General features: G+C 70.9%; 11 protein-coding genes. 9 read left to right on the top strand and 2 right to left on the bottom strand.

Annotated features, from left to right (window positions below; translation table 11 throughout):
• Positions 1-52 precede the first annotated feature (52 nt).
• Positions 53-643, bottom strand: a complete 591-nt coding sequence (locus AMK22_RS12470; protein ID WP_073784316.1) for a lytic polysaccharide monooxygenase auxiliary activity family 9 protein — start codon at positions 641-643, stop codon at positions 53-55.
• A 345-nt stretch (positions 644-988) separates the two neighbouring features.
• Here AMK22_RS12470 and AMK22_RS12465 point away from each other — a divergent pair, with 345 nt between their 5' ends.
• The 9 genes from AMK22_RS12465 (at position 989) to AMK22_RS12425 (ending at position 21694) form a co-directional block, all read left to right on the top strand.
• On the top strand, positions 989-2314 hold the full coding sequence (locus AMK22_RS12465; RefSeq protein ID WP_073784314.1) for a HEAT repeat domain-containing protein: 1326 nt from the start codon (positions 989-991) through the stop codon (positions 2312-2314).
• A gap of 164 nt (positions 2315-2478) precedes the next feature.
• A complete protein-coding gene (locus AMK22_RS12460; RefSeq protein ID WP_073784312.1) occupies positions 2479-3246 on the top strand; it encodes an SMI1/KNR4 family protein in 768 nt (255 codons plus the stop codon).
• Positions 3247-3378: 132 nt separating this feature from the next.
• On the top strand, positions 3379-4239 hold the full coding sequence (locus AMK22_RS12455; RefSeq protein ID WP_073784310.1) for a Gfo/Idh/MocA family protein: 861 nt from the start codon (positions 3379-3381) through the stop codon (positions 4237-4239).
• 1059 nt (positions 4240-5298) lie between these two features.
• Positions 5299-6240 carry a sterol desaturase family protein gene (locus AMK22_RS12450; protein WP_079186107.1) on the top strand — a complete coding sequence of 314 codons (942 nt, stop codon included), beginning with the start codon at positions 5299-5301 and terminating at the stop codon, positions 6238-6240.
• An 81-nt stretch (positions 6241-6321) separates the two neighbouring features.
• Positions 6322-15888, top strand: a complete 9567-nt coding sequence (locus AMK22_RS12445) for a non-ribosomal peptide synthetase/type I polyketide synthase (protein ID WP_073784308.1) — start codon at positions 6322-6324, stop codon at positions 15886-15888.
• A complete protein-coding gene (locus AMK22_RS12440; RefSeq protein ID WP_073784306.1) occupies positions 15878-17560 on the top strand; it encodes a phytoene desaturase family protein in 1683 nt (560 codons plus the stop codon). The genes AMK22_RS12445 and AMK22_RS12440 overlap by 11 nt, the downstream gene beginning before the upstream one ends.
• A complete protein-coding gene (locus tag AMK22_RS12435) occupies positions 17557-19305 on the top strand; it encodes a phytoene desaturase family protein (RefSeq protein WP_073784304.1) in 1749 nt (582 codons plus the stop codon). The genes AMK22_RS12440 and AMK22_RS12435 overlap by 4 nt, the downstream gene beginning before the upstream one ends.
• The gene (locus AMK22_RS12430; RefSeq protein WP_073784302.1) at positions 19302-20357 is read left to right on the top strand and encodes an MDR family NADP-dependent oxidoreductase; all 1056 of its coding nucleotides are present in this window, start codon (positions 19302-19304) and stop codon (positions 20355-20357) included. The genes AMK22_RS12435 and AMK22_RS12430 overlap by 4 nt, the downstream gene beginning before the upstream one ends.
• A 194-nt stretch (positions 20358-20551) precedes the next feature.
• A complete protein-coding gene (locus AMK22_RS12425) occupies positions 20552-21694 on the top strand; it encodes a cytochrome P450 (RefSeq protein WP_073784478.1) in 1143 nt (380 codons plus the stop codon).
• A 48-nt stretch (positions 21695-21742) separates the two neighbouring features.
• Here AMK22_RS12425 and AMK22_RS12420 read toward each other — a convergent pair whose 3' ends face one another.
• Positions 21743-23032 (bottom strand): cytochrome P450, encoded by a 1290-nt coding sequence (locus AMK22_RS12420; protein ID WP_073784300.1) that lies wholly within the window; start codon positions 23030-23032, stop codon positions 21743-21745.
• Positions 23033-23104 lie beyond the last annotated feature (72 nt).

Here is a 23104-nt window from a genome sequence, read left to right as displayed (position 1 = left end):
GCCCGCGCGTGACGAGCTGCGGGCCGGTGCGTGCGTGCGGCCACGGCCGGGCTCAGAAGTTCACGTCCGAGCAGGCGTAGAAGGCGTTGCCGGTGTCGGCGATCGTCCAGACACCGAGGATGAGGTGCTTGCCCGACTTCTGCGGCAGAACTCCGGAGTGGCTCACCGTGGAGCCCGGCAGACGGCCGCCGAAGGGCACGGTCAGGAAGGGCTGTGGGTCCAGGTCGGCCCGGGTGAGGGGCTTGGTGGGGTCGTAGCCGTCCTTGGTGATGTAGTAACGGAAGTCGGTCGTGGCGTGTCGGGCCGTGATCCGCCAGCGGAAGGTGTACTCCTGCCCGCCGGTGACCTCGGTCGCCGGCCAGTTGCCGCCGCGAGGGTCGTCGAGTTCGGAGAAGCGGCCGATGCCGCCGGCGCAGATCGTGCCGTCGACCGGACCCCGGGCGGGAAAGCCCTTCGGTCCCTCGACGCTCGGCGGCTCCCACTGGATCTGGCCGCAGTTGCGCACGGTGCCGTTGCCGCAGAGCTGCTGACGGCTGATGGGGGCGTCGGTGTATCCGTGGCCCTGGGCGGTGCCGGTGGTGGCGACGAGAGAGGCTCCGGCGACACCGAGCCCGAGCAGTAACGAGGTGATCCTTCTGCGCATGCTTCGCTCCTGAGGAGGTGGGGGGCGCTGCGAGACGGGTGGGGAGGACAGGTCTCCTCCGCCGAGGCCGCGACCGGAACATGACCACGAGAGGCACTAGGTCTAGACCAAGTTCGAGAGTAGTCGGAGAGATTGGTCATGTCCATACCAGATGTCCCGTGGTGGTGAAGCGGCGGGCCGCACCCGAACGCCGGGCGAGGGCACGGTGGATGAGACACCGACGGATCCCGGCGATCCGGCCTCGTCCGCACTCGGAGGAAGCGGACGTGCCCACTACGGAGCGGGGACCAGGGGCGGGACGGCGACGGGCGCTGCGTTGTCACACCCCTGTGCGACGCTGACGACGTGCTTGAGACTCTCGACGCCCCGGATTGGGCGAACCTGGCCCATGCCTACGGACGCGCCACCGACGTCCCCGATCAGATCCGCGCCCTGCGCTCCCCCGACCGCACCGTCCGGGAGAAGGCCCTGGGCGAGCTGTACGCGAACGTCTTCCACCAGGGCACCCGTTACGAGGCCAGTGCCGCCGCGGTGCCGTTCCTGCTGGAGCTGCTCGCCGATGCCTCGACGCCGACGCGGCCGGCTCTCCTCGGGCTGCTGACCGGCCTGGCGATCGGCTACGACGAGGCGCATCTCCCCACCGGATACGAGATCGCCGCCCACCGGGAGGCCGCCGAGGGCGGGCCGGAGCTCCTGGCGGGCACCGCGGCGCGCGTGTCCGCGGAACAGGACCGGCCGGACACCCGCCCCGAAGCCGGTGACGCGGCCGACGAAGAGGAGGACGACGAGGAGGAGGAAGACGAGGAGGAGGAAGACGAGGAGGAGGACGACGAGGAAGAGGACGAGCTCCCGCCCCTCTACGCGTACCTGGACGAGCTCACCGAGCCCGAACAGTGCCGCGTGCACGCCTTCTTCGAGCTCGCCACCTACGACGCCGTGCGCGCCGGGCTGCCTCTCGTCCGTGACCTGCTCGGCGCCGAGGACCCCGCGATCCGCGCGGCGGCCGCCCACACCCTGGCCTGGTTCCCGGAGGAGGCCCCCGCCGTCCTTCCCGCCCTGATACCCCTGGCCGACGACCCGGACCCGGTCGTCGCCGCCACCGCCCTGGTCGCCGTCGGACTGCTGGCCACGCCCGGGACGGGGAGCGTGATGCCCCTGCTGGAGGCCGTGCTCGACGACCCCAGGGAGCTGGTGCGCTGGGGCGCCGCCACGGCTCTGGTCCGGCTGAACGGGCCGGGGGCGGGACACCGGGCGGCCGAGGAGCTGCGGTCCCGGCTTGCGGGGCTCGCGGAACGGGGCGACGAGATCCCTTTCTTCGACGGCGACGTACGGGGACACGCGGCGCTGTCACTGTGTCTGCTCGACGACGCGTACACGGAGGACACGTTCACCGCGCTGCTGGCCTCGCTGCCGGAGGTGTCCGGCACCGAGGCGCTGCCCGTGGCCCAGGCCGCACTGCGACTGGCGTTTCCCGAACGCGCCCTGCCCGAGGAGACCCCGTTCGCCGCCCTCGACGACCGTCGGCGACGTCTGGTCCGCGTGCTCGCGGAGTCGCCCGGGACCTGGCTGCTGGGTGGCAGACGCTTCGGCAACTTCATGATGCTCGTGCGCAGTTACGGTCTGCCGGGCGACGTGGAAGCGATGGCCGCGTACATGGCCGGCACCCCGTAGCCCCGCGGGGCACGGCGACGTACACATGAAGCACGCGACGCGTGCGTTGCCCGACGACCGGCGGGGCGGTGCGCCGCCCCGCGCCGACCGTTTCGTCCGGTCCTCTCCCGCGCGGTCCCGCCACCCGTCGCACGGGCCCGGCGGGGCCTGGCAGACTCCGCGTCGTGAGACCTGATCTGACTCAACTTCGGGACATGATCGACGGGGCGCCGGAATCCGCCCGCGGGCGGGCCGTCGCCGCGCCGGAGGCGCTGATCCGGCGGGCCGAGGCGCGCGTCGGCCCGCTGCCGCCGTCGTACCGGTGGTGGCTGGCGCGGTTCGGCCACGGCCGCGCCGGGCGCGCGGAGATCGCGTCCGTGCCACCGGGCGACTGCGCCGACGACGTGTACGAGTCCATCACCGCCGACTGGCGTCTGGACGGCGCCCGGCTGTGCTTCGCCGTCGAGCCCGACTGCGGCGACAGCTACTGCTTCGCCCTCGACCGGAACGGCGAGGCGGGGGACGGGGAATGCCCGGTGGTGTGCCGTGACGGAACGGACGGCGAGGAGTACCCCGTCGCGGAGTCCTTCGCCGGCTTCCTCACCGTCCAGGAAGCGCTCGCGCGAGGACTGCGGGACGGCCCCAATCCCGCGGTCGCCCGCCTGTGGCGGTCGACGCCGGGAGTCCTGCTCGACAACGGCGTCCAGATCTACGGACCGCACAGCCTCACGGAACGCAACGAGACCTTCGAGGTCGGCCAGTATGCGCCCCACTGGGTGCTGATCGGCGACGACAGCGGGGGCCATGGACTGTTCATGCGCCGTCACGGCCGGGACCGCACCCGTGTGTTCCGCCTGGATCTCGGGGCGATCGACGAGCACATCGAGACGAACGGCGACCTGATGACGGACGACCTGCTCGGCTGGCTGCGCGCGGGTGGCCCGTCGGCCTGACGGGACGGCCGATGCGACGACGCGCGGCGACCGGCCCCCGCGACCGGCGCTCGCGCGGTCGGCACATCACCGCCCGGTGGCCACCGGGGAGCCCGGCCGGTCGGCTCGACACCGTGGAGGTAGCCTCTCCCGATGCGCATTGGGATCGTCGGAACCGAGAACAGCCACGTCGACCACATCGTCGACCACCTCAACGTCCGCCGCGCGGGTGGCGACGCCCGTGTCGTGGCCCTGAGCGGCGGACGCAGCCCACGCAACGAGGCACTCGCGGCCACCGGCGGGACGACGAGGATCGTCGACACCCCCTCCGACCTGCTCGGCCTGGTGGACGCCGTCGTCGTCGCGGACCGCAACGGCGCGCACCACCGCGACCACGCGATCCCCTTCCTCGCCGAGGGGCTGCCGGTCTTCGTCGACAAGCCGCTGGCCTGCACCGTCGAGGACGCCCAGGCCATGATCGACACCGCGCTGGCCCACGACGCGCCGCTCACCTCGTCCTCGGCCCTCCGCTGGATACCCGACGCCGAGGCATTGGTGGCCCGGTCCACGCGCGGCGGCCGGCCGCACCTGGTCGTCGTCTCCGGCCCCGCCGACCCCGAAGGCGAACACGGAGGGATCTTCTTCTACGGAATCCACCCGGTGGATCTCGCGCTCAGGCTCGCCCCCGGAGAGATCTCCGACGTGCGTACGGACACCACCGACACCACCGTCACCGCCACGTTCACGGCGGGCGTCACCCGTGTCGTCGTGAATCTCGTCAAGCCCACCGGCACCCACCAGATCCCCTTCCACGGAATGACATTCACTCAGGACACCATGGCCGAGCAGACCCTCGCCCTCGACGCGCACTACTGCGTGCCGGGCCTCGAGGCGTTTCTCGGAATGGTCCGCACGGGCAGGCCCCCGATCGCCTACGCGGACCTGCTGCGCCCCGTCCAGGTCCTGGAATCCGTGGCCACCGTCCTGCGCACGCGGCGGGACGCGCCCCGGTGAGGTGACGCACGTCGGGGCGTCATCTCCCACCATGCCCCGGCCACCCCGCCGCGGCTGTCGCGCGCGGTCGGGCGAACGGGCTGCCGTCCGCCTCGCCGTGCGTCGGCAACGCCGCGATGCGTACGGGCTCCTCCTCGTCGGTCACGTCCACGAACTCTCGCGGCAGACGTGCGGCGAGTCCGTCGTGCAGCCTCCGCCCGCCGCCCTCATGGTCCTGTGACGGGGATCGGCTCTCTCCGCCCGGAAGAATGCGGTGCCCGTTTCGGGGTGACGCCCGAAGGCCCGGCGAGGGGGCGAGCGGGTTCACCGTCTCCGGCCGACGGCAGGGGCATCGGAACGGGTCGACGCCACAGAACGCCCGTACGCCGCCGGGGGCGTCCCCCGGCGACGCGAACCGGGTCTGAGTCACGCTCAGGATCCGACGCTAATGAGCCATCCCGGAACGCTTTGGTGCCCGGTGCGTCGCCCTGCTCGCGCCGGCGGTCGAGGTGTGGCCCGGAAGGTGCCGACACCGCCTGTCGCGTGGTGGATTCCGGCGACGAACCGCGCGTTCGCCCCGGTTTGCACGGACGAGAGCCCGGTGGGCGCACGGATTTTCCGTTCCGGCGCGGCCTGTTCCGGGACATCTGTCGCCGATCTGCCATGGAGAGCGATGCGCATGAGGCATTGGAAAATATGAAAGCCAATAAGTAATCAATATGATTAGCAGTCCACTTGGGGTGGGGTGAATTTTCCCATTCCGCCCGGCTGGTCCGTCTGGTTCATTGAAAAGCAGACAGCTGACGGGGTGTCCGGTGTCCGCGCACCCCGCCGATACGCGGCTGGAATCCGACGGTTGGCGGCGTCGGGAGGGGAAAAGAAAAGGAGCGGGTTCGCTCGGTGACCCCGCCCGGCGGTGCGGGGGGTCGTGAAGCGGTCCGTATCGGTCCCCGTACGTCAATGGCTCATGCGTGAATACCGGCTTCCGTTCGCCGGTATCGCGTGCCCGCAGGAAAGTCGTCAGTCCGCTATTCGTGGTCTGCGCATTTTCTGTGCCGTAATTCATGAAGGTGCTGCCGGATGGAAAATTGCGAACCCGTGCCGGGTGGTGGTCCGGAACCGGGCGCCGGCCCGGCGGAGGGGAAGGGTTCCCCCGCTTCCCGGGCGCGTGGCCTGCTCAGGGTGTCGGCGTACCCGGTCCTGCTGCTCGCCGCGATATCGGTGGCGACGGCGGCACTGCGGTTCGACTGGGAACCGGGCAGCGTGAGCACGATCTTCCTGCTCGGCACCGTCGCCTACCTCACCGCCCTCGAAAGGTTGATTCCCTATCAGCGTTCCTGGCATCCGAGCCCCGGTGAATGGCGCTGGTACGGCGTCTATTTCCTGCTCACGATGGCGGCCAGCGGAATGGCCCAGTACATGGTCACCGCGACCGTATCCGTGCTGACGCCCGAAGAGCCCGTGCTCGACCTCTGGGAAGAAATCCCCGCCGCACTTCTGACGGGCTCGCTGGCGAGTTATATCGTGCACCGGCTCGGTCACACCAACCCGATATTGTGGCGATTCCACGGCGTGCACCACGTGCCGGACAAGGTCAACGTCGCCAACAACGGCGTCAATCACGTCATGGACATCGCGCTCGCCCAGGGTTTCGTCCAGCTGGCTCTGGCGCTGGTCGGGTTCTCGCGCGAATCCGTGCTCGTCGTGGGACTTTTCGTGGCAGCCCAGGGATATTTCGTCCACGCCAACATCGACGTGCGCATCGGCCGGCTCAACCATGTGCTCGCCAGCCCCGAACAGCACCGTCTGCACCACAGCACCGACCTGTCCGAGGCGGGCCACTACGGGTCGGACCTGTCGATCTGGGACCACCTCTTCGACAGTTACACCTGGCGGCCCGGCAGGGAACCGGTCGCGGTCGGACTCGTCGACCCCGCGTCGTTCCCGCCGACAGGTGAGATCACCTCCACCCTTCTCCACCCCTGGCGCCGCACGAAGAGAGCCGGGCCCGGTCCCGTCTGACCGTTCCCGATCGTCCGGACGACCCGGACAGCCCTCCCGATACCTGCCGTGCCCCGGCGCCACGACTTGAGGAGTACGACCTTGCCCGACGTGAACAGTGCCTCTGTGAGCGACAAAGTAGCGATCATCGGCATGGGCTGCCGACTGCCCGGCGGTGCGTCCGACCACCGCACCTACTGGCAGAACCTCATGGAGGGCAAGGACTGCATCACATCGACGCCGGCCGACCGCTACGACGTCACGACGCTGGGCAGCCGGCACAAGGACAAGCCGGGACGCCTCGTCGGCCGCCGGGGCGGATACATCGACGGATTCGACGAGTTCGACCCCGGGTTCTTCGGCATCAGCCCGCGCGAGGCCGACCACATGGACCCGCAGCAGCGCAAGCTGCTGGAGGTGGCCTGGGAGGCGTTGGAGGACGGCGGCCAGCGGCCCGCGGAGCTCGCCGGGAGCAACGCCGCCGTGTTCGTCGGGGCGTTCACGCTCGACTACAAGATCCTCCAGTTTTCCGACCTGGGCTTCGGTTCACTGGCCGCCCACACCGCCACCGGCACCATGATGACGATGGTCTCGAACCGTCTCTCGTACTGCTTCGACTTCCGGGGACCCAGCCTGTCGATCGACACCGCCTGCAGTTCCTCCCTGGTCGCGGTGCACCTCGCCTGCCGGAGCCTGCACCACCGCGAGACCGACCTCGCGCTGGCCGGCGGCGTGCTGCTGCACATGGCGCCGCAGTACACCATCGCCGAGACGAAGGGCGGCTTCCTGTCGCCCGACGGCCGCTCGCGCACGTTCGACGCCGCCGCCGACGGCTACGTACGCGCGGAGGGCGTGGGCATGGTCGCCCTCAAGCGCCTCGACGACGCCCTGCGGGACGGCGACCCGATCCACGCGGTGATCCTCGGTACGGGCGTCAACCAGGACGGCCGCACCAACGGCATCACCGTGCCCAGCGCGGACGCCCAGGTCCGGCTCATCCGGAGCGTCTGCGCCGGAGCCGGGATCACGCCCGGCGAGCTGCAGTACGTGGAGGCGCACGGTACCTCGACCCCGGTCGGCGACCCGATCGAGGCGAACGCGCTGAGCCGCGCGCTCGCCGAGGGCCGCAGACCGGGCGACCCGTGCTACGTGGGGTCGGTCAAGACCAACATCGGGCACACCGAATCGGCGGCGGGCGTCGCCGGACTCATCAAGACCGTGCTCTGCCTCAAGCACCGCCGGATCCCGCCCCACATCAATCTGGACCGGATCAGTCCGGCCGTCGACGCCGCGTCCGCCCCGTACCGGATCCCGACCGAGCCGACCGACTGGCCCGCGCACGAGGGTCCCGCCCGGGCCGGTGTGAACTCCTTCGGATTCGGCGGCACCAACGCGCACGTCGTCCTGGAAGAGGCACCCGAACGGGAGGCCCCGCGCACCGCGCACGAGGAACGGCCCTGGAACGTCCTCCCGCTCAGCGCCAGGACCCCGGAGTCCCTGCCGGACGTGGCGGAGGGCATCCGCCGCGAACTGGCCGGCGCACATGGGCCGACGGCACCGCTGCCCGACCTCGCCTACACGCTCGCCCGCCGTCGCCAGCACCTCGAATCCCGGCTCGGCGTCGTGTACTCCTCACCGGCCGAACTGGACGAGGGGCTCACGGCCTTCCTCCGTGGCGAAACCCACCCCAGGGTCGTCCAGGGCCGAAGGCTCGACCCCGAACAGCGCGGCCTGGTCTGGGTCTTCACCGGAATGGGACCCCAGTGGTGGGGCATGGGACGTCGGCTGCTGGAGGGCGACGCGGCGTTCCGGGACGCTGTCACCCGCTGCGACCGGGCGATCCACGAGCTCGCGGGCTGGTCCCTGATCGACGAGATGACGGCCGACGAGGCCGATTCGCGCATGGCCGAGACCTGGCTGGCGCAACCGGCCAACTTCGCCCTCCAGCTCGGACTCGCGGCGATGTGGCGCCGCCACGGAGTGCGGCCCGACGCCCTGGTCGGTCACAGCACCGGCGAGATCGCCGCCTTCTACGAGGCGGGCGTCTACACGCTGGACGACGCGGTGAGGATCGTGGTGCACCGCAGCCGGCTCCAGCAGATGCTGACCGGCACCGGCACCATGCTCGCGGTGAGCCTGCCCGAGGAGGAGGCACAGACCCGGGCGGCCGCGTACGGGGACCGGGTGTCCGTGGCCGCGGTCAACAGCCCCTCGGCCGTCACCCTGGCCGGCGAGCGCGACGCCCTCGCCGAACTGGCCGAGGAACTGCGGGCGGAGCAGGTTTTCGCCAAGTTCCTGACCGTGGAGGTGCCTTACCACAGCGCGGGCATGGAGGCCATCAAGGACGAGTTGCTCGCCTCGCTGGACGGGCTCGAACCACGGCCGGCGACCGTACCGCTGTATCTGACCGGCCAGGAGGGCACGGCACACGGCCCCGAACTGGACGCGGAATACTGGTGGAAGAACGTCCGCGACCGCGTGCGGTTCCGGTCGGCGGTGGACCGGCTCGCCGACGACGGATACCGCCTGTTCCTGGAGATCGGCCCGCACCCGGTGCTCGGCCACTCCATCCGCGAATGCCTCGACGGCCGGGGAACCACCGCACGCACCCTGCCCTCCATCCGCCGCCAGGAGAACGAGCCGGAACGCTTCGCTGCCTCGCTGGCGCACCTGCACACCCTCGGTGTCCCCATCGCCTGGGACACCCTGCACCCGGCGGGCACTCCCGTGACCCTGCCCCGCTACCCCTGGAAGCGCGACCGGTACTGGACGGAACCCGGCCCCGTCGCGCAGGTCCGCCTCGGCCGCACCGACCACCCGCTGCTGGGCCGCCGCACCACACACACCGAACCGACCTGGCACACCGCACTCGACACCGAGCGGCTGCCCTACCTCGACGACCACCGCATCCAGTCCACCGTGGTCTTCCCGGCGGCCGGGTATCTGGAGATGGCCATCCAGGCGGTCCGCGCCCTGACCGGCGGCGCCCACGCCGTGCTCACGGACATCGAACTCCGCAAGGCACTCTTCCTGCCCGAGGGCGAGGACCGCGCCGTACGCCTGACGCTCTCGTCGCGGAACGCCTCGTTCACAATCGCCTCGGCGGGAGAGGACGAGAACGACCGTGCGGTGCACGCGAGCGGAGTCGTGCGCTCCGGCCAGCCACGCCCGTTCGGCCCCCCGGCCGACATCGAAGCCGTCCGGGCACGCATGCGGCGCCGGCTGGACAGCGAGGGTTGCTACGCGGAACTGGCGGCCCTCGGGTACCACTACGGTCCCGCGTTCCGTGCCGTCGAGGAGGTCCGGATCGGCCACGGCGAGGTGCTCGCCCGGCTCCGCCCGCCCGCGGTGATCGGCGACGACGCGGCCGGCCACCACATCCACCCCGTACTGCTCGACGGCTGCTTCCAGTCGCTGCTGACGACGCGGCTCCTCGACGACGGCACCGACCGCCCGAACTCCGGCATCCGCCTGCCGCTGTCGATCGACGAGGTGTGCCTCGCCCCGGTCGGGGACCGGCCGCTCTGGGTGCACGCCACGGTGACCCGCGAGGACGCGGACGAACTCGTCGGGAACATCGCCGTCTACACGGACGACGGCGAACCACTCGGGAACATCCGGGGATTCCGCGCCGCCGACGTGGAGAAGGCGTCGACGGCGGTCGGCCTCGGAACGATCGACTCCTGGCTGGCCGAGACCGTGTGGACCGAACTGCCACCCCTCGGCGAGAACGAGAACACGGACGAGAACCGGAAGCCGGACGCGGACGAGGCACGGACCGGAACCGACCGCGCCACCGGGGGCGGCTGGCTGGTGTTCGCCGACAGCCGCGGCGTCGGCGACGCCCTGAGCGCCCTGCTCGCCGCGCGCGGCGAGCGGTGCCACCTCGTACGACCGGGGGAGACGTACCGGAGATCGGACGACGGAAGGGAGTTCACGATCGCCCCCGGCTCCGTCGTGGACCTGGAACGGCTCCTCACCGACCTGGCCGGGGCCGGACACGGCGAAAGCGGCCCTCGGACGGGATCGCACGGAACGGACGGAACACCCGCGGCGGACGGACGCGACGGCGCGGCGCCGCTCCCCACCACCGTCGTACACCTGTGGAACCTCGACCTGCCGCGCCTCGCGGAGGCGACACGACGCGACCTCGCACACCACCGCGACACCGGCGCATACTCCCTGATCACGCTCGCCCGGACGCTGCTGCGCCACGGAGCGAGCGGGCGGCTGCACATCGCGACCCGCGGCGCACAGCACGTCGAGCCCGCCGAAACGGTCGAACCACTGGGAGCACCCGCGTGGGGCGTCGGCCGGGTGCTCCGGCACCAGGAACTGCTCAGCCACCCCGGCAAGCTGATCGACCTGGACCCCCGCCCCGGGGCGGGCGAGGGCGCCCAGGCCGAGGCCGCCGCGCTCCTGCGGGAGATCCTCACCGAGGACGAGGAGGAGATCGCGCTGCGCGGTACGCGCCGCCTCACCAGCAGGGCCCGGCGCGCCGAGGGACTGACCCGTCCCCTGCCGCTGCGCCTGCGCGCCGACGGCGACTACGTGGTCACCGGCGCCTTCGGAGCGCTCGGCCGACTGCTCTGCCGGACCCTGGTACGACGCGGAGCGCGCGGCCTCGTCCTCATCGGACGCACCACGCTGCCGGACCGCACCGCCTGGCGCGATCTCGCCCCCGACACCGCCGAGGGCCGCGCCGCCGCCTTCGTCAAGGAACTGGAGGCGCTCGGCGCCCGCGTCGTCATGGCACCGCTCGACATCACCGACGAGGAGGCGTTCACGGCCTGGCTCGACGCCCACCGGCGCACCGACCCGTTGCCGGTCCGCGGGGTGTTCCACCTGGCCGGGCAGGTCCGCGACACCCTCGTCGCGGACATGGACCATCGCACGTTCACCGACGCCCACGACCCCAAGGCCGTCGGCGCGTACCTCCTCCACCGGCACCTGCGCGACGAACCGCTGGACCACTTCGTCCTGTTCGCCTCGATCGCCTCCCTGCTGACCACCGCCGGCCAGACCAACTACGCCGCGGGGAACGCCTTCCTGGACGCACTGGCCCACCACCGCAGGTCGCTCGGCCTGCCCGCCCTGAGCGTGGACTGGGGGCCATGGGCCACCGGCATGATCGAGGAGCTGGGCCTCGTCGGCCACTACCTCCACAGCCGGGGGATGAGCTCCCTCGCACCGGATGTCGGCATGGCCGTACTGGAACGCGTCATCGGCCAGGACCGGGCGCAGTTGCTCGTCGCGACCGTCGTCGACTGGCCGGTGTTCCTGGCCTGGTACGCCTCACCGCCCGCGCTGGTGGGCGAACTGGCCGCGACCGCCCGCGCGGCCACGGCCGACGCGGGGGCGGGCGACGGCCTCCTGGACACCTTTCGCGAAGCGGACGCGGCCGAGCGCCTGGCCCTGGTGACCCGACGGTTCACCGCCGTCGCCGCCTCCGTGCTCCGGGCGGGCCCCGAGCAGATCGATCCGCAGGCGGGTCTCAACGCGCTCGGCCTCGACTCGCTCCTGGCGATGGAGCTCCGCGCCCGGCTCGGCGCCGAGCTCGGGGTGGCCCCGCCCGTGGTGGCGCTGCTCAGCGGTACGACGGCCGGTGAACTGGTCGTACAGCTCCACGACAGCCTCGCCGAGGCGGTGGCTCTGGAGGCCGGAGGCGGCGACAAGGCGGCGGTGGAGGTGTTCGAGGACGAGTTCCGCCACCCGCTGACGCAGAACCAGAAGGCGCTCTGGTTCCTCCGCCAGCTCAACCCCGAGGGCTACGCGTACAACATCGGCGGCGCGGTCGAGGTCAGGGTCGCCCTCGACCCCGACCTGATGTTCGAGGCCGTCCGCCACCTCGTCGCACGCCACCCCGCGCTGCGGACCAACTTCCTCACGGTGGACGGGCTGCCGATGCAGCAGGTCTCGCCCGACCCGAGCCCGGACCTCGCGCTGTTCGACGTCCAGGACCAGGAGTGGGAGGACATCCACCGCACGATCGTGGCCGAGTACCGCAAACCGTACGACCTCGCGCACGACCCGCTGTTCCGCTTCCGCCTCTTCAAACGTGGTCCCGACCGCTGGGTGATCATGAAGGCGGTCCACCACATCATCTCCGACGCGATCTCGACCTTCACCTTCATCGAGGAACTCCTCGCGGTGTACGAAGGGCTGCGCCAGGGCCGCGCGCCCTCACTGCCCCCCGTCGCCGCGCGCTACCTGGACTTCCTCAACGCGCAGAACCGGTTCCTGGCCGGGCCCTCGGCGCAGCGCATGCTCGACTACTGGCGGTCGCACCTGCCGGACGAGGTACCCGTCCTGGAACTGCCCACCGACCGGCCCCGCCCCGCCGTCCAGACCCACAACGGCGCCTCGGAGTTCTTCGTCCTGGACACGGCCCTCACCGCCCGTGTGCACGCCCTGGCCCGCCGGCACGACGTGACCCCCTTCATGGTGCTGCTCGGCGCCTACTACGTGCTGCTCCAGCGCTACTCCGGACAGGACCACGTCATCGTGGGCAGTCCGGTCACCGGCCGCACCGAGCAGGAGTTCGCCTCCGTCTACGGCTACTTCGTCAACCCGCTCCCGCTGCACGGCGACCTCTCCGGCGAGCCGTCGGTCGCCGAACTCCTCCAACAGGTCCGCACGACCGTACTGGGCGGCCTGGACAACCAGGAGTACCCGTTCGTCCTGCTGGTCGACCGACTGGGCCTGCAGCACGACCCCAGCCGGTCGGCCGTGTTCCAGGCCATGTTCATCCTGCTCACGCACAAGGTCGCCACCGAGAAATACGGCTACCGGCTCGAATACATCGAACTCCCCGAGGAGGAAGGACAGTTCGAGGTCACCCTGTCCGTCTACGAGGACGAGGCGGACCACCGTTTCCACTGCGTCCTCAAGTACAACACCGACCTGTTCGAGGCGGAGACCATGCGGCGGATGGCGTCGCACTACACGAGGATCCTCGACAGCATGACCCGGGCGGCGGCCGAGCACCCCGTCACCCGGCTGGAGATGCTCGGCGCCCGGGAACGCGAACGCCTGGTCGGCGAGTGGAGCGGCGCCGGACGCCGCACCGCGTCCCCGGAGCCGGAGAAGCCCGGCACCGGCGGAGTCCGGCCGGTGCACGAACTGATCGTCGAGGCCGCCGCCCGGTGCCCCGACGCGGTCGCCGTCACCGTACCGGCACCCCGCGGCCCGGCCCTCCGGCTGACGTACGCGGAGCTGGACCGCCGCTCCGACCACCTGGCGTCACGGCTGCGGGAACAGGGAGCCGGGGGCGGTTCGACCGTGGCCCTGTGCCTCGACAAGTCGCCCGACCTCGTCGTGGCGCTCCTCGCGGTGCTCAAGGCCGGCGGTGCCTACCTCCCGGTCCCGCCCGACCACCCCGCCGACCGTGTCGCCCGCACCCTGCGGACGGCCGGCGCCACCCTCGCACTGGTCGAGGACGGCATCGCCCGAAAGCGGTTCGCCGGACTGCCGGTCCGGGCACTGACCCTGCACGACCTGTACGAGGCAGCGCCCGCGTCGCAGGACCGGCAGGCGTCCGCATCCGGTTCCGGACAGCCGCCGGCTCCCGACACGCCCCCACCCGCCGCCGTACCCCCGGTGGACCTCGACGCGCCCGCCTACGTCATCCACACCTCCGGCTCGACCGGACTGCCCAAGGCCGTCCAGGTCAGCCACCGCAACCTGGCCTCCGCGTACCGCGCGTGGCTGGACGAGTACCGGCTCGACCGGGACGTGCGCGTGCACCTCCAGATGGCGGCCCCCTCCTTCGACGTCTTCACCGGCGACCTGGTGCGCGCGCTGTGCTCGGGCGGCACCCTCGTACTCGTCGACCGGGACCTCCTCTTCGACACCGAACGCCTCCACCGCACCATGCGCGAGGAACACGTCGACTGCGCCGAGTTCGTCCCCGCCGTCGTGCGCGGACTCATGGACCACTGCGAACGAGAGGGCCACAGGCTGGAATTCATGCGCCTGCTGGTCGTCGGTTCCGACGCCTGGAAGGTGGGGGAGTACCGGCGGCTGCGCGACCTGTGCGGCCCGCACACCCGAGTGCTCAACTCCTACGGGCTCACCGAGGCCACCATCGACAGCGCCTGCTTCGAAGGACCCGCCGACGACCTCGAACCCGGCCGGACCGTGCCCATCGGACGCCCCCTGGGCAACAGCACGCTCCACGTCCTCGACCGGCACGGCGAACCGGTCCCGCCCGGCGTCCCGGGCGAACTGTGGATCGGCGGCGAAGGCGTCGCCCTCGGCTACGCCGGCGATCCGCGGCAGACGGCGGAACGCTTCGTGACCCGGACCCTCGGCCGGGAACCGGAGGCCCTACCCCTGCGCCTCTACCGCACCGGGGACGCCGCACACTGGGACACGCACGGCGTCGTCCACCTGCTCGGGCGCGTCGACGGCCAGATCAAACTCCGCGGCCACCGCATCGAGATCGGCGAGATCGAGACCCACCTCGCCGGGTGGCCGCAACTGGCCCGCACGGTCGTCACCGTCCGCCCCGACGCCCGGGGTGAGGACGCGCTCTGCGCGTACTGCGTACCGGTGCCGGGAGCGGAACTCGACCGGCGCGCGCTGCGCCGACACCTCGCCGACCTGCTGCCGGCCCACATGATCCCCGCGCACTTCGTCACCCTGGCGCAGCTGCCGCTGACCGCCAACGGAAAGGTCGACCTCGCCGGCCTGCCCGAGCCCCGGCCCGACACCGCCGAGGAACCCGAGGAGACGCCCGGCACACCGTTCGAGGTCAGCATGGCCCGGCACTGGAGGGAACTGCTCGGGCTCGAACGGGTCGGCGCCACGTACGAGTTCTTCGAGGCGGGCGGCAGCTCCATCAAACTGATCGAACTGATCCACCGCCTGCGGCAGGAGTTCGGTGTGGGCATCCCCGTCAGCCTGCTGTACCGGGTCACCACCCTGCAGGGCATGGCCGCGACCGTGGAACGCCTCGCCACCGGCGGCCTCGCGGACGACCTGTCCTGCCTGGACTTCAACACCGACCGGGAACAGACCCTGTTCTGCTTCCCCCCGGCCGGCGGCCACGGACTCGTCTACCGGACCTTCGCCGCCGGGCTCACCGAGCACCGCCTCGTCGCCTTCAACTACGTCCCCGGCGAGGACAAGACGGCCCGCTACGCCGACCTCGTCGAGTCCATGCAGCCCGAGGGCGGCATCCGGCTGCTCGGCTACTCCCTCGGCGGTAACCTCGCGTTCGAGGTGGCCAAGGAACTCGAAGGCCGCGGACGCGATGTCGCCCACGTGATCGTCCTGGACTCCCACCGCATCACCGAGCCCTACGTCCCCGGCCCCGAACACTTCGAGATCTTCGAGGCGGAACTGGCCGAACACCTGCTCAAGCACACGGGATCGGAGATCGTCGCCCGAGAGACCCTCGAGCACGCCGCGGAATACCTGGCCTTCTGCGGGCGTCACCCCAATCTCGGCACGGTGTCCGCGACCGTCAGTGTCGTCACGGACGAGGAGAAGACCGCCCTCTACACCGCCGACGCGCGGGGCACCTGGCACGGCAGCTCCGCCACCGCCACCGCCGTGCTCCGCGGTTCCGGGATCCATGCCGACATGCTCGACCCCAAGCACGCGGCCCGCAATGCCGACCTCGTCCGCGGCATCCTCCAGGAGGGCGGCGGCCATGACCGATGACACGGACGAGACATGGAGCCGCGACGGACGCGCGGCGGACGGCGCGCCCCGGGTCATCGTCATCGGCGCGGGAATCGCCGGACTGTCCACCGGGTGCTACGCGCAGATGAACGGCATGAGGTCGCGCATCCTCGAGAAGCACGTACTGCCCGGGGGCTGCTGCACCGCCTGGTCGCGCGACGGCTACATCTTCGACTACTGCATCGAATGGCTGATCGGCACGGCCGCCGGCAACGAGGCCCACCAGGTCTGGCGCGAGCTCGGAGCGCTCGACGGCAAGACCGTCACCAACTTCGAGATGTTCAACCGGGTCGTCGACGAGACCGGCCGGTCGGTGGTCTTCTACAACGACCCGGACCGGCTGGAGAAGCACCTGCTCGAACTGTCGCCCGCCGACGCCCGCCTCATCCGCTCGTTCTGTCGCGACCTGCGGCGGTTCACCGCCATCGAGCTGTACCCGTTCCTGACCGCGCCAGCCCTGCGCACCCTGCGCGAGAGAGCCGCGACGCTGCGCACCGTGCTGCCCGCGTTCCGCCTGTTCTGGCGCACCGCCTCCACCCCGATGCACGAATTCGCCGACCGGTTCCAGGACCCGTTGCTGCGCCGGGCGTTCCGCAACATCTTCTTCCAGGACCCCGAGGGCTTCCCCCTCCTCCCGTACCTGTTCAACATGGCCAGCGCCCACCACCGCAACGCGGGCTTCCCACAAGGGGGTTCGCTGGGCCTGGCCCGGTCGGTCGAGGAACGCTACACAGGACTGGGCGGCCGGATCGACTACCGGGCTCGGGTCGAGAGGATCCTGGTCGAGGACGGACGCGCCGTCGGCGTCGAACTGCGCAACGGCAGGCGGTACTACGCCGACCACATCGTCTCCGCCTGCGACGGCCACACCACCATCCACGGCCTCCTCCAGGGCCGGTACACCGGACCTCGCATCGACAAGCTCTACAACGACCTGCTGCACCGCCGCGGCGCCCTCTTCCCCGCCGTCGTCTCCGCCTTCGTCGGGATCCGCGGCGACCTGGGACGCGACCGGGCACACAGCACCACCTACCTGCTCACCCCCGAGGACGCCGCACGCCTGCCCGGAGCGCTCCAGAGCAGCCTGGTGGTCCAGCTGCGCTCCGACTACTCCGACGGATTCGCTCCGCCCGGCCGCTCGGTGATCCACTGCACCTACTTCAGCGACTTCGCCCACTGGAGGGAGCTGCGCGCCGCCGACCGCAAGGCGTACCGCGCGCAGAAGCACGAAGTGGCCGAATTCGTCAGGGGTTTCCTGGAACGCCGCATGCCAGGCACGGCCGAACGCATCGAACTCGTCGACATCGCCACCCCGGCGACGACCCGCCGCTACACCGGCAACCACGACGGCTCGATCCTCGCCTGGAAGGCGTTCTCCGAGGCCGACGACGTCGCGACCAAGCTCGTCGGCAAGGACCGCATGCGCCTGCCCGGACTGAGCGGCTTCTCCATGGCCGGGCAGTGGGTGGGCCTGGGCGGCCTCATCCGCGCCGCGTCGACCGGCCGCTTCGCCGTCCAGTACCTCTGCGACGAACTGGGACGCTCCTTCACGGCGCACGAGAGCCGGGGCGACGAACCCTGGCACCCCGGGAAGCTGGGCCGGCTGCCCCAGCTCGACCGATGGTCCACCCGCGGGGAAACCCGCACATGAACACCGAGGAGACCACGCGCGTGTCGCGTTCCCGACGAGAATCGATGATCATCATCGGCGCGGGGCTCGGCGGCCTTTCCACCGGTTGCTACGCCCGGATGAACGGCTACCGCACCCACATCCTGGAGATGCACGAACTGCCGGGCGGCTGCTGCACGGCCTGGGACCGCGGCGACTTCACCCTGGACCCCTGCGTCAGCTGGCTCCTCGGCAGCGGGCCGGGCAACGAGATGCATCAGATCTGGCTGGAACTGGGCGCGTTGCAGGGCAAGGAGATACGGCATTTCGACGTCTTCAACGTGGTACGCGGCCGGTGCGGCCGGGCCGTGTACTTCTACTCGGACCCCGACCGTCTCCAGGCCCACCTCACGGACCTCTCGCCCGTCGACGCACCGCTGATCCGAGGCTTCTGCAAGCAGCTGCGTGCCTTTCGCAAGTGCCTCGCCGTCTACCCGTTCCTCAAGCCGGTCGGGCTGATGTCGACGCCGGAGCGCTGGCGCATGCTGGCCGGCTTCATTCCCTACTTCAACGCCGTGCGCAAATCCATCGGTATCCTCATGAGCGACTTCTCGGCCAGGTTCAAGGACCCCCTGCTGCGCGAGGCGTTCAACTTCATCCTGTACGAGAAGCACCCGGCCTTCCCGGTGCTGCCGTTCCACTTCCAGCTCGCCTCGCACGCCAATCTCTCCGCGGGCGTCCCCGAGGGCGGATCGCTCGGCCTCGCCGAGTCCATCGAGCGCCGCTACCGCGCGCTCGGCGGTGAAGTCACCTACAACACCAAGGTCGAGGAGGTCCTGGTCAAGGACGACCGGGCGGTGGGGGTGCGGCTGAGCGACGGCGAGGAACTGCGCGCCGACATCGTCGTCTCGGCCTGCGACGGCCGCACCACGATGATGGACCTGCTCGGCGGGCGCTACCTCGACGACGCGTACCGCCGGCTCTACACCCGCACCATCCTCGAACCCGGCATGGTCTTTCCCGGGTACTTCATCCTCTTCCTCGGCCTGCGCCGGGACTTCCCCGACGCCGATCCCTGCACGACCCACCTGCTCGACGACGAGGTCGCCTCCGAGCTCACCGGGATCCGTCACCCGAGCATCAACGTCCAGTTCCGCAGCAGGCACTTCCCGGAACTCTCCCCGCAGGGGACGAGCATCGCCTACGTCACCTACTTCTGCGACATCGCACCCTGGCGGGCTCTGGACGAAGGACCGGAGCAGGTGACCCGCAGCCGCGGCGGCCTGAGGCTCCACACGCTGCCGGTCCGTCACGGACGCGGCTACTACGCCGCCAAGCGCCGGGCCCGCGAGGCGCTGATCACGTTCTTGGAGCGGCACCACCCCGGGATCAGGGACGCGATCGCCGTCCGTGACGTGTCGAGCCCGCTCACCCAGGTCCGCTACACGGGCAACTACGACGGTACGGTGCTCGGCTGGCAGCCGTTCGTGGAGAGCGGGGAGACGCTGGAGACGCTCATCAAGAAGCACGGCCCCGGCCTTCCGGGACTGCGCAACTTCTACCAGTCCGGTGTCTGGGCGACGACGGGCGGCCTGATCCGGGCGGCTGCGGCGGGCAGACACGTCATGCAGTTCATCTGCCGGGACGACGGGCGGAAGTTCACCGCCTGCGTCGACGGGAGCGGGCCGCCACCGACCCATCGCGTCATCCCGGTGGGACCCCGGCCGGACACCCCGCCCGGCACGGCGGACCGTTCATCCCTCGTCGAGAGAAAGGGAATGCGATGAGGACCAGGAAGTGGGTCGTGCAGGAGCACATCGAGGGCGTGCCCGACGTCGACCGGGTGTACGGGATGGTCGAGGAGGACCTCGACACCGACCTAGCCCCCGACGAGATGCTGCTGAGGACGCGCTACGTGTCGGTGGACCCCTACCTCCAGGGCATCGCGCTGGACACCCCGATCGGCGCCCACATGGGGGCCGACTCGATCATGGAGGTGCTGGACGCGGGACCGCTGGCAGCCCACCGCCCCGGCGACCTGGTGCAGGGATTCGGCGGCTGGCGCACCCACCTCGTCAGCGACGGCAGTGCGACCCCCTGGCAGACCGGGACGTTCCCGATGGTCTTCCCCGCCTTCCGGCGCCTGGACCCGCACTGGTACGACGATGCGCTCCCGCTGGCCACCGCGCTGAGCGTCATGGGCGGCCCCGGCATGACGGCCTGGGGCACCCTGACCAAGTTCATGTCGGTCCGTCCCGGCGACACCGTCGTGGTCAGCGGCGCCTCCGGCTCGGTGGGTTCGCTGGTCGGGCAGCTCTCCAAGCTCGCGGGCGCCCGCGTGGTGGGCACGACGTCGACGGCGGAGAAGGCGGACTACCTGGACGAGCTGGGATTCGACGCGGTCATCGTCTATCGCCACGGGGACAGCTGGGAGGCGGTCCGGGAGGCCCTCGGCTGGGTGGCACCCGACGGGATCGACAAGTACTTCGACAACCTCGGGGGCACGGTCACGGACGCCGTGTTCTCCATGCTCAACGTGGACAGCCAGGTGGCCGTGTGCTGGCAGTGGGCCACCCAGGTCGGCCGGGAGGCGACCGGCCCGAGGCTGCTGCCGTACATCATGTTCCCGCGCACCTGCGTGCGCGGCATCTTCTCGCTGGAGTGGTTCACGGAGCAGAACTGGCGCGCACTCCATCACGAGCTCGGCGGCAGGATCCGGCGGGGCGAGGTCCGCTTCGGCCACACCGTCCACCGCGGCTTCGAGAGCATTCCGGACGCCTACCGGAGCCTCTACGAGGACACGGGAGGCCACCGCGGCAAGGTGCTGGTGCAACTCTGACCCCCGGTCATCCGCACCCGGGCCGGCCGTCCGTCGCGCCCGCCCCCGGCCTGCGAGTCCGCGCGCCCCCGCGCCTCCGTCCGCCTGCCCGTACCCGTGTCCGTGATCCACCGACCCGCACCCGTGGAGGACCCGTGTCCCGCCCCGACGACAACGACGCGATCACCGGCCCGCCGACGCTCCCGCTGCATCGAATGGAATTCGACCCGCCCGGTCCGCCCCGGCCCGTCGTACTGCCGGACGGCACCCGGGCCTGGCAGGTGACCCGCTACGACGACGTGCGCAAGGTCCTCACCGACCCCCGGTTCGGACGCGCACGGCTCGGCATATCCGACGCCGCGCCCCTGTCAGGGCAGGCGGGTCTCGTCGCCAGTACGGACCTGATGTTCAATCAGGACGGCGAGGACCACATGCGCCTTCGCCGCACCCTGCGCGGCGCGTTCACCCCGAGGGCCGTCGCCCGCTGGCGGCCCTGGATCGCCTCGATCGTGGAACAGCGGCTGGACACGCTCGCGGACGGCGGGCCCCCGGCGGACCTGGTCGCCGGTTTCACCCTGCCCCTCCCGGTCGAGGTGATCAGCCGGCTCATGGGTCTCGGTGCCGCCGCGCGGGAACGGCTGAGCCACTGGAGCCGGTACGCGTTCTCCGACGGCTCCCACGCGGAGGAGGACATGGAACGGGCACTGGCGGAGTTCGCCGGGTTCGGAGCGGCACTCCTGGAGGAGCGGCGCAAGGACCCCGGCGAGGACCTGACCAGCATGCTCGTCCGCGCGGCGGACGACGAGGGCGGCATCCCCGAGGGTCAACTGGTCGACCTCGTGTGCGGACTGGTGGTGGGCGGTCACGACAGCACCATGACGATGCTCAGCAACTCCCTGCTCTACCTGCTCGGTGAACGCCCGGAGTGCTGGCCCCGCATCGGGGCGGACGAGGACGCCGCGGGAGCGGTCGCCGAGCGGTTGCTGCACCTCGTTCCGCTCGGCGACGACCGGGGGACCGCACGGCACGCCGCCACGGAGACCGAGGTCGGCGGCGTCGTCATCCCGGAAGGAGCGGTGGTGCTGGCCGACTGTGGCGCGGCCAATCGTGACCCGGAGGTGTTCTCGCCCCGTCAACTGGACGATCTGTTCAGCCCGTTGGAAGCCCCCACCCTGGCGTTCGGCGCCGGTCCGCACTACTGCCTCGGAGCCTGGCTGGCCCGGCTCGAACTCCAGCTGTCCCTGCACCGGCTGGCCGCACGATTCCCCGGCCTCCGCCCCGCGCGTCCGGACGACGGTGTCGAGTGGCGTCGCGGCAGCACCTCCCGCAGCCCTCAACGCATCGCCGTCACCTGGTAGTCGGCCATTCCGGGCGACGAGGCGTGCCCGTTCGGCGTGCACGCGCGCTCAGTCCAGGTGCACCGGCAGCGTCTCGACGCCGTACACGATCGACAGCTTGCGAAAGGACAGGTCCTGGGGCGCCACGGCGAGCCGCATGCGGGGGAACCGCCGGGTCAGGGCCGGGTAGGCGGTGCGCAGTTCCATGCGGGCCAGTTCGGCGCCGACGCAGCGGTGGAATCCGTGACCGAAGGCGAGGTGCGCGATGGGATTGCGGTGCGGGTCGAAACGTCCGTCGTCCCCGACGTACGAGGCGTCGCGGTTGGCGCCGCTGAGCGAACAGAGCACCATGTCGCCCTCGGGGATGATCACCCCGGCTATCTCTATGTCCCGCCGGGCGAACCGCGGGAACGCTATCTGCACCGAGGAGGTGTACCGGAGCACCTCCTCGACGAACGGGGAGGCCGCCGCATCGTCCGTCCGTATCCGCTCGAACACGTCCTCGTTCCGCAGCAGCACGAGAGACCCCAGGGCGATCGTGCTGGCGGTCGTCTCGAATCCACCGGTGAGCACACCGTCGGCGAGGCCGGCGAGTTCCTCGTCGTCGATGTCGTCGCCGTGCTCCTTGACGATCATACCGAGCAGCCCGTCGCCCGGCTTCCGGCGCTGCTTGGCGACCACGTCCCTGAAGTACGCCAACGACTCCGACATGGCGCCGAAGGGCGCGGTCGTCCCGGCGAAGAGATCGAACCGGTCCATGGCCAACTGCTGGAAGTCGTGGCGGTCCTCGTAGGGCACCCCGAGCAGTTCGCAGATGGTGAGGGAGGGGATCGGCAGCGCGAATTCCTTGACCAGGTCGACCGGGCCGCTCCGGGCCTGCATCGCGTCGAGACGCTCCGCGGTGATGGCGTCGATCCGGGGCGCGAGTCGGCGCAGCCGGCGCATCGTGAACTCGGGGGTCAGGATGCGGCGCAGCCGTGTGTGCACCGGGGGATCACTGAAACCGAGTCCGCCCGGGCTCTGTTCCGCCGCGACTCCGGCATTCGTGGCCAGGTGGGCGAAATCGGTGCTGAAGCCGTCGGGCGATCCGAGAACGGCCTTCGACTCCTCGTAACCGCTGACCACCCAGGCGTCCATCCCGAACGGCAACGAGACCTTGTGCACGGGTGAGTTCGCCCGGAGCACGGCCAGCCTGTCCACCGGGTCCAGACCGTCCCTGCGCAACAGCGCCAGCAGATCGTCGGGCAGGAGGCGGATCGTGGAGGAGCCGATTCCGTACTTCTGGATCCTGGACAGGTAGGTGCGCCCAAGCCGGGCGGTGATACGAGAACGGAACCTCGTCCTCAACGTGTTCTCCATGGGTCGTCGCGCGGTCCGCACCGTCGGGGCGCGGAGGTGAGAGAAGGGATGCAGCGGGCTCGGAAACGGACA

The sequence above is a fragment of the Streptomyces sp. CB01580 genome, from assembly GCF_001905795.1.
GTDB lineage: Bacteria > Actinomycetota > Actinomycetes > Streptomycetales > Streptomycetaceae > Streptomyces.
The sequence above is the reverse complement of the archived record's forward strand: the minus strand, read 5'-3'. Positions and strand labels throughout refer to the sequence as shown.

Bases quoted from the DNA above. Each gene is read 5' to 3' on its own strand.
- AMK22_RS12470 (WP_073784316.1), bottom strand. From the start codon at position 643: ATGCGCAGAAGGATCACCTCGTTACTGCTCGGGCTCGGTGTCGCCGGA.
- AMK22_RS12455 (WP_073784310.1), top strand. From the start codon at position 3,379: ATGCGCATTGGGATCGTCGGAACCGAGAACAGCCACGTCGACCACATC.
- AMK22_RS12450 (WP_079186107.1), top strand. From the start codon at position 5,299: ATGGAAAATTGCGAACCCGTGCCGGGTGGTGGTCCGGAACCGGGCGCC.
- AMK22_RS12440 (WP_073784306.1), top strand. From the start codon at position 15,878: ATGACCGATGACACGGACGAGACATGGAGCCGCGACGGACGCGCGGCG.
- AMK22_RS12435 (WP_073784304.1), top strand. From the start codon at position 17,557: ATGAACACCGAGGAGACCACGCGCGTGTCGCGTTCCCGACGAGAATCG.
- AMK22_RS12430 (WP_073784302.1), top strand. From the start codon at position 19,302: ATGAGGACCAGGAAGTGGGTCGTGCAGGAGCACATCGAGGGCGTGCCC.
- AMK22_RS12425 (WP_073784478.1), top strand. From the start codon at position 20,552: ATGGAATTCGACCCGCCCGGTCCGCCCCGGCCCGTCGTACTGCCGGAC.
- AMK22_RS12420 (WP_073784300.1), bottom strand. From the start codon at position 23,032: ATGGAGAACACGTTGAGGACGAGGTTCCGTTCTCGTATCACCGCCCGG.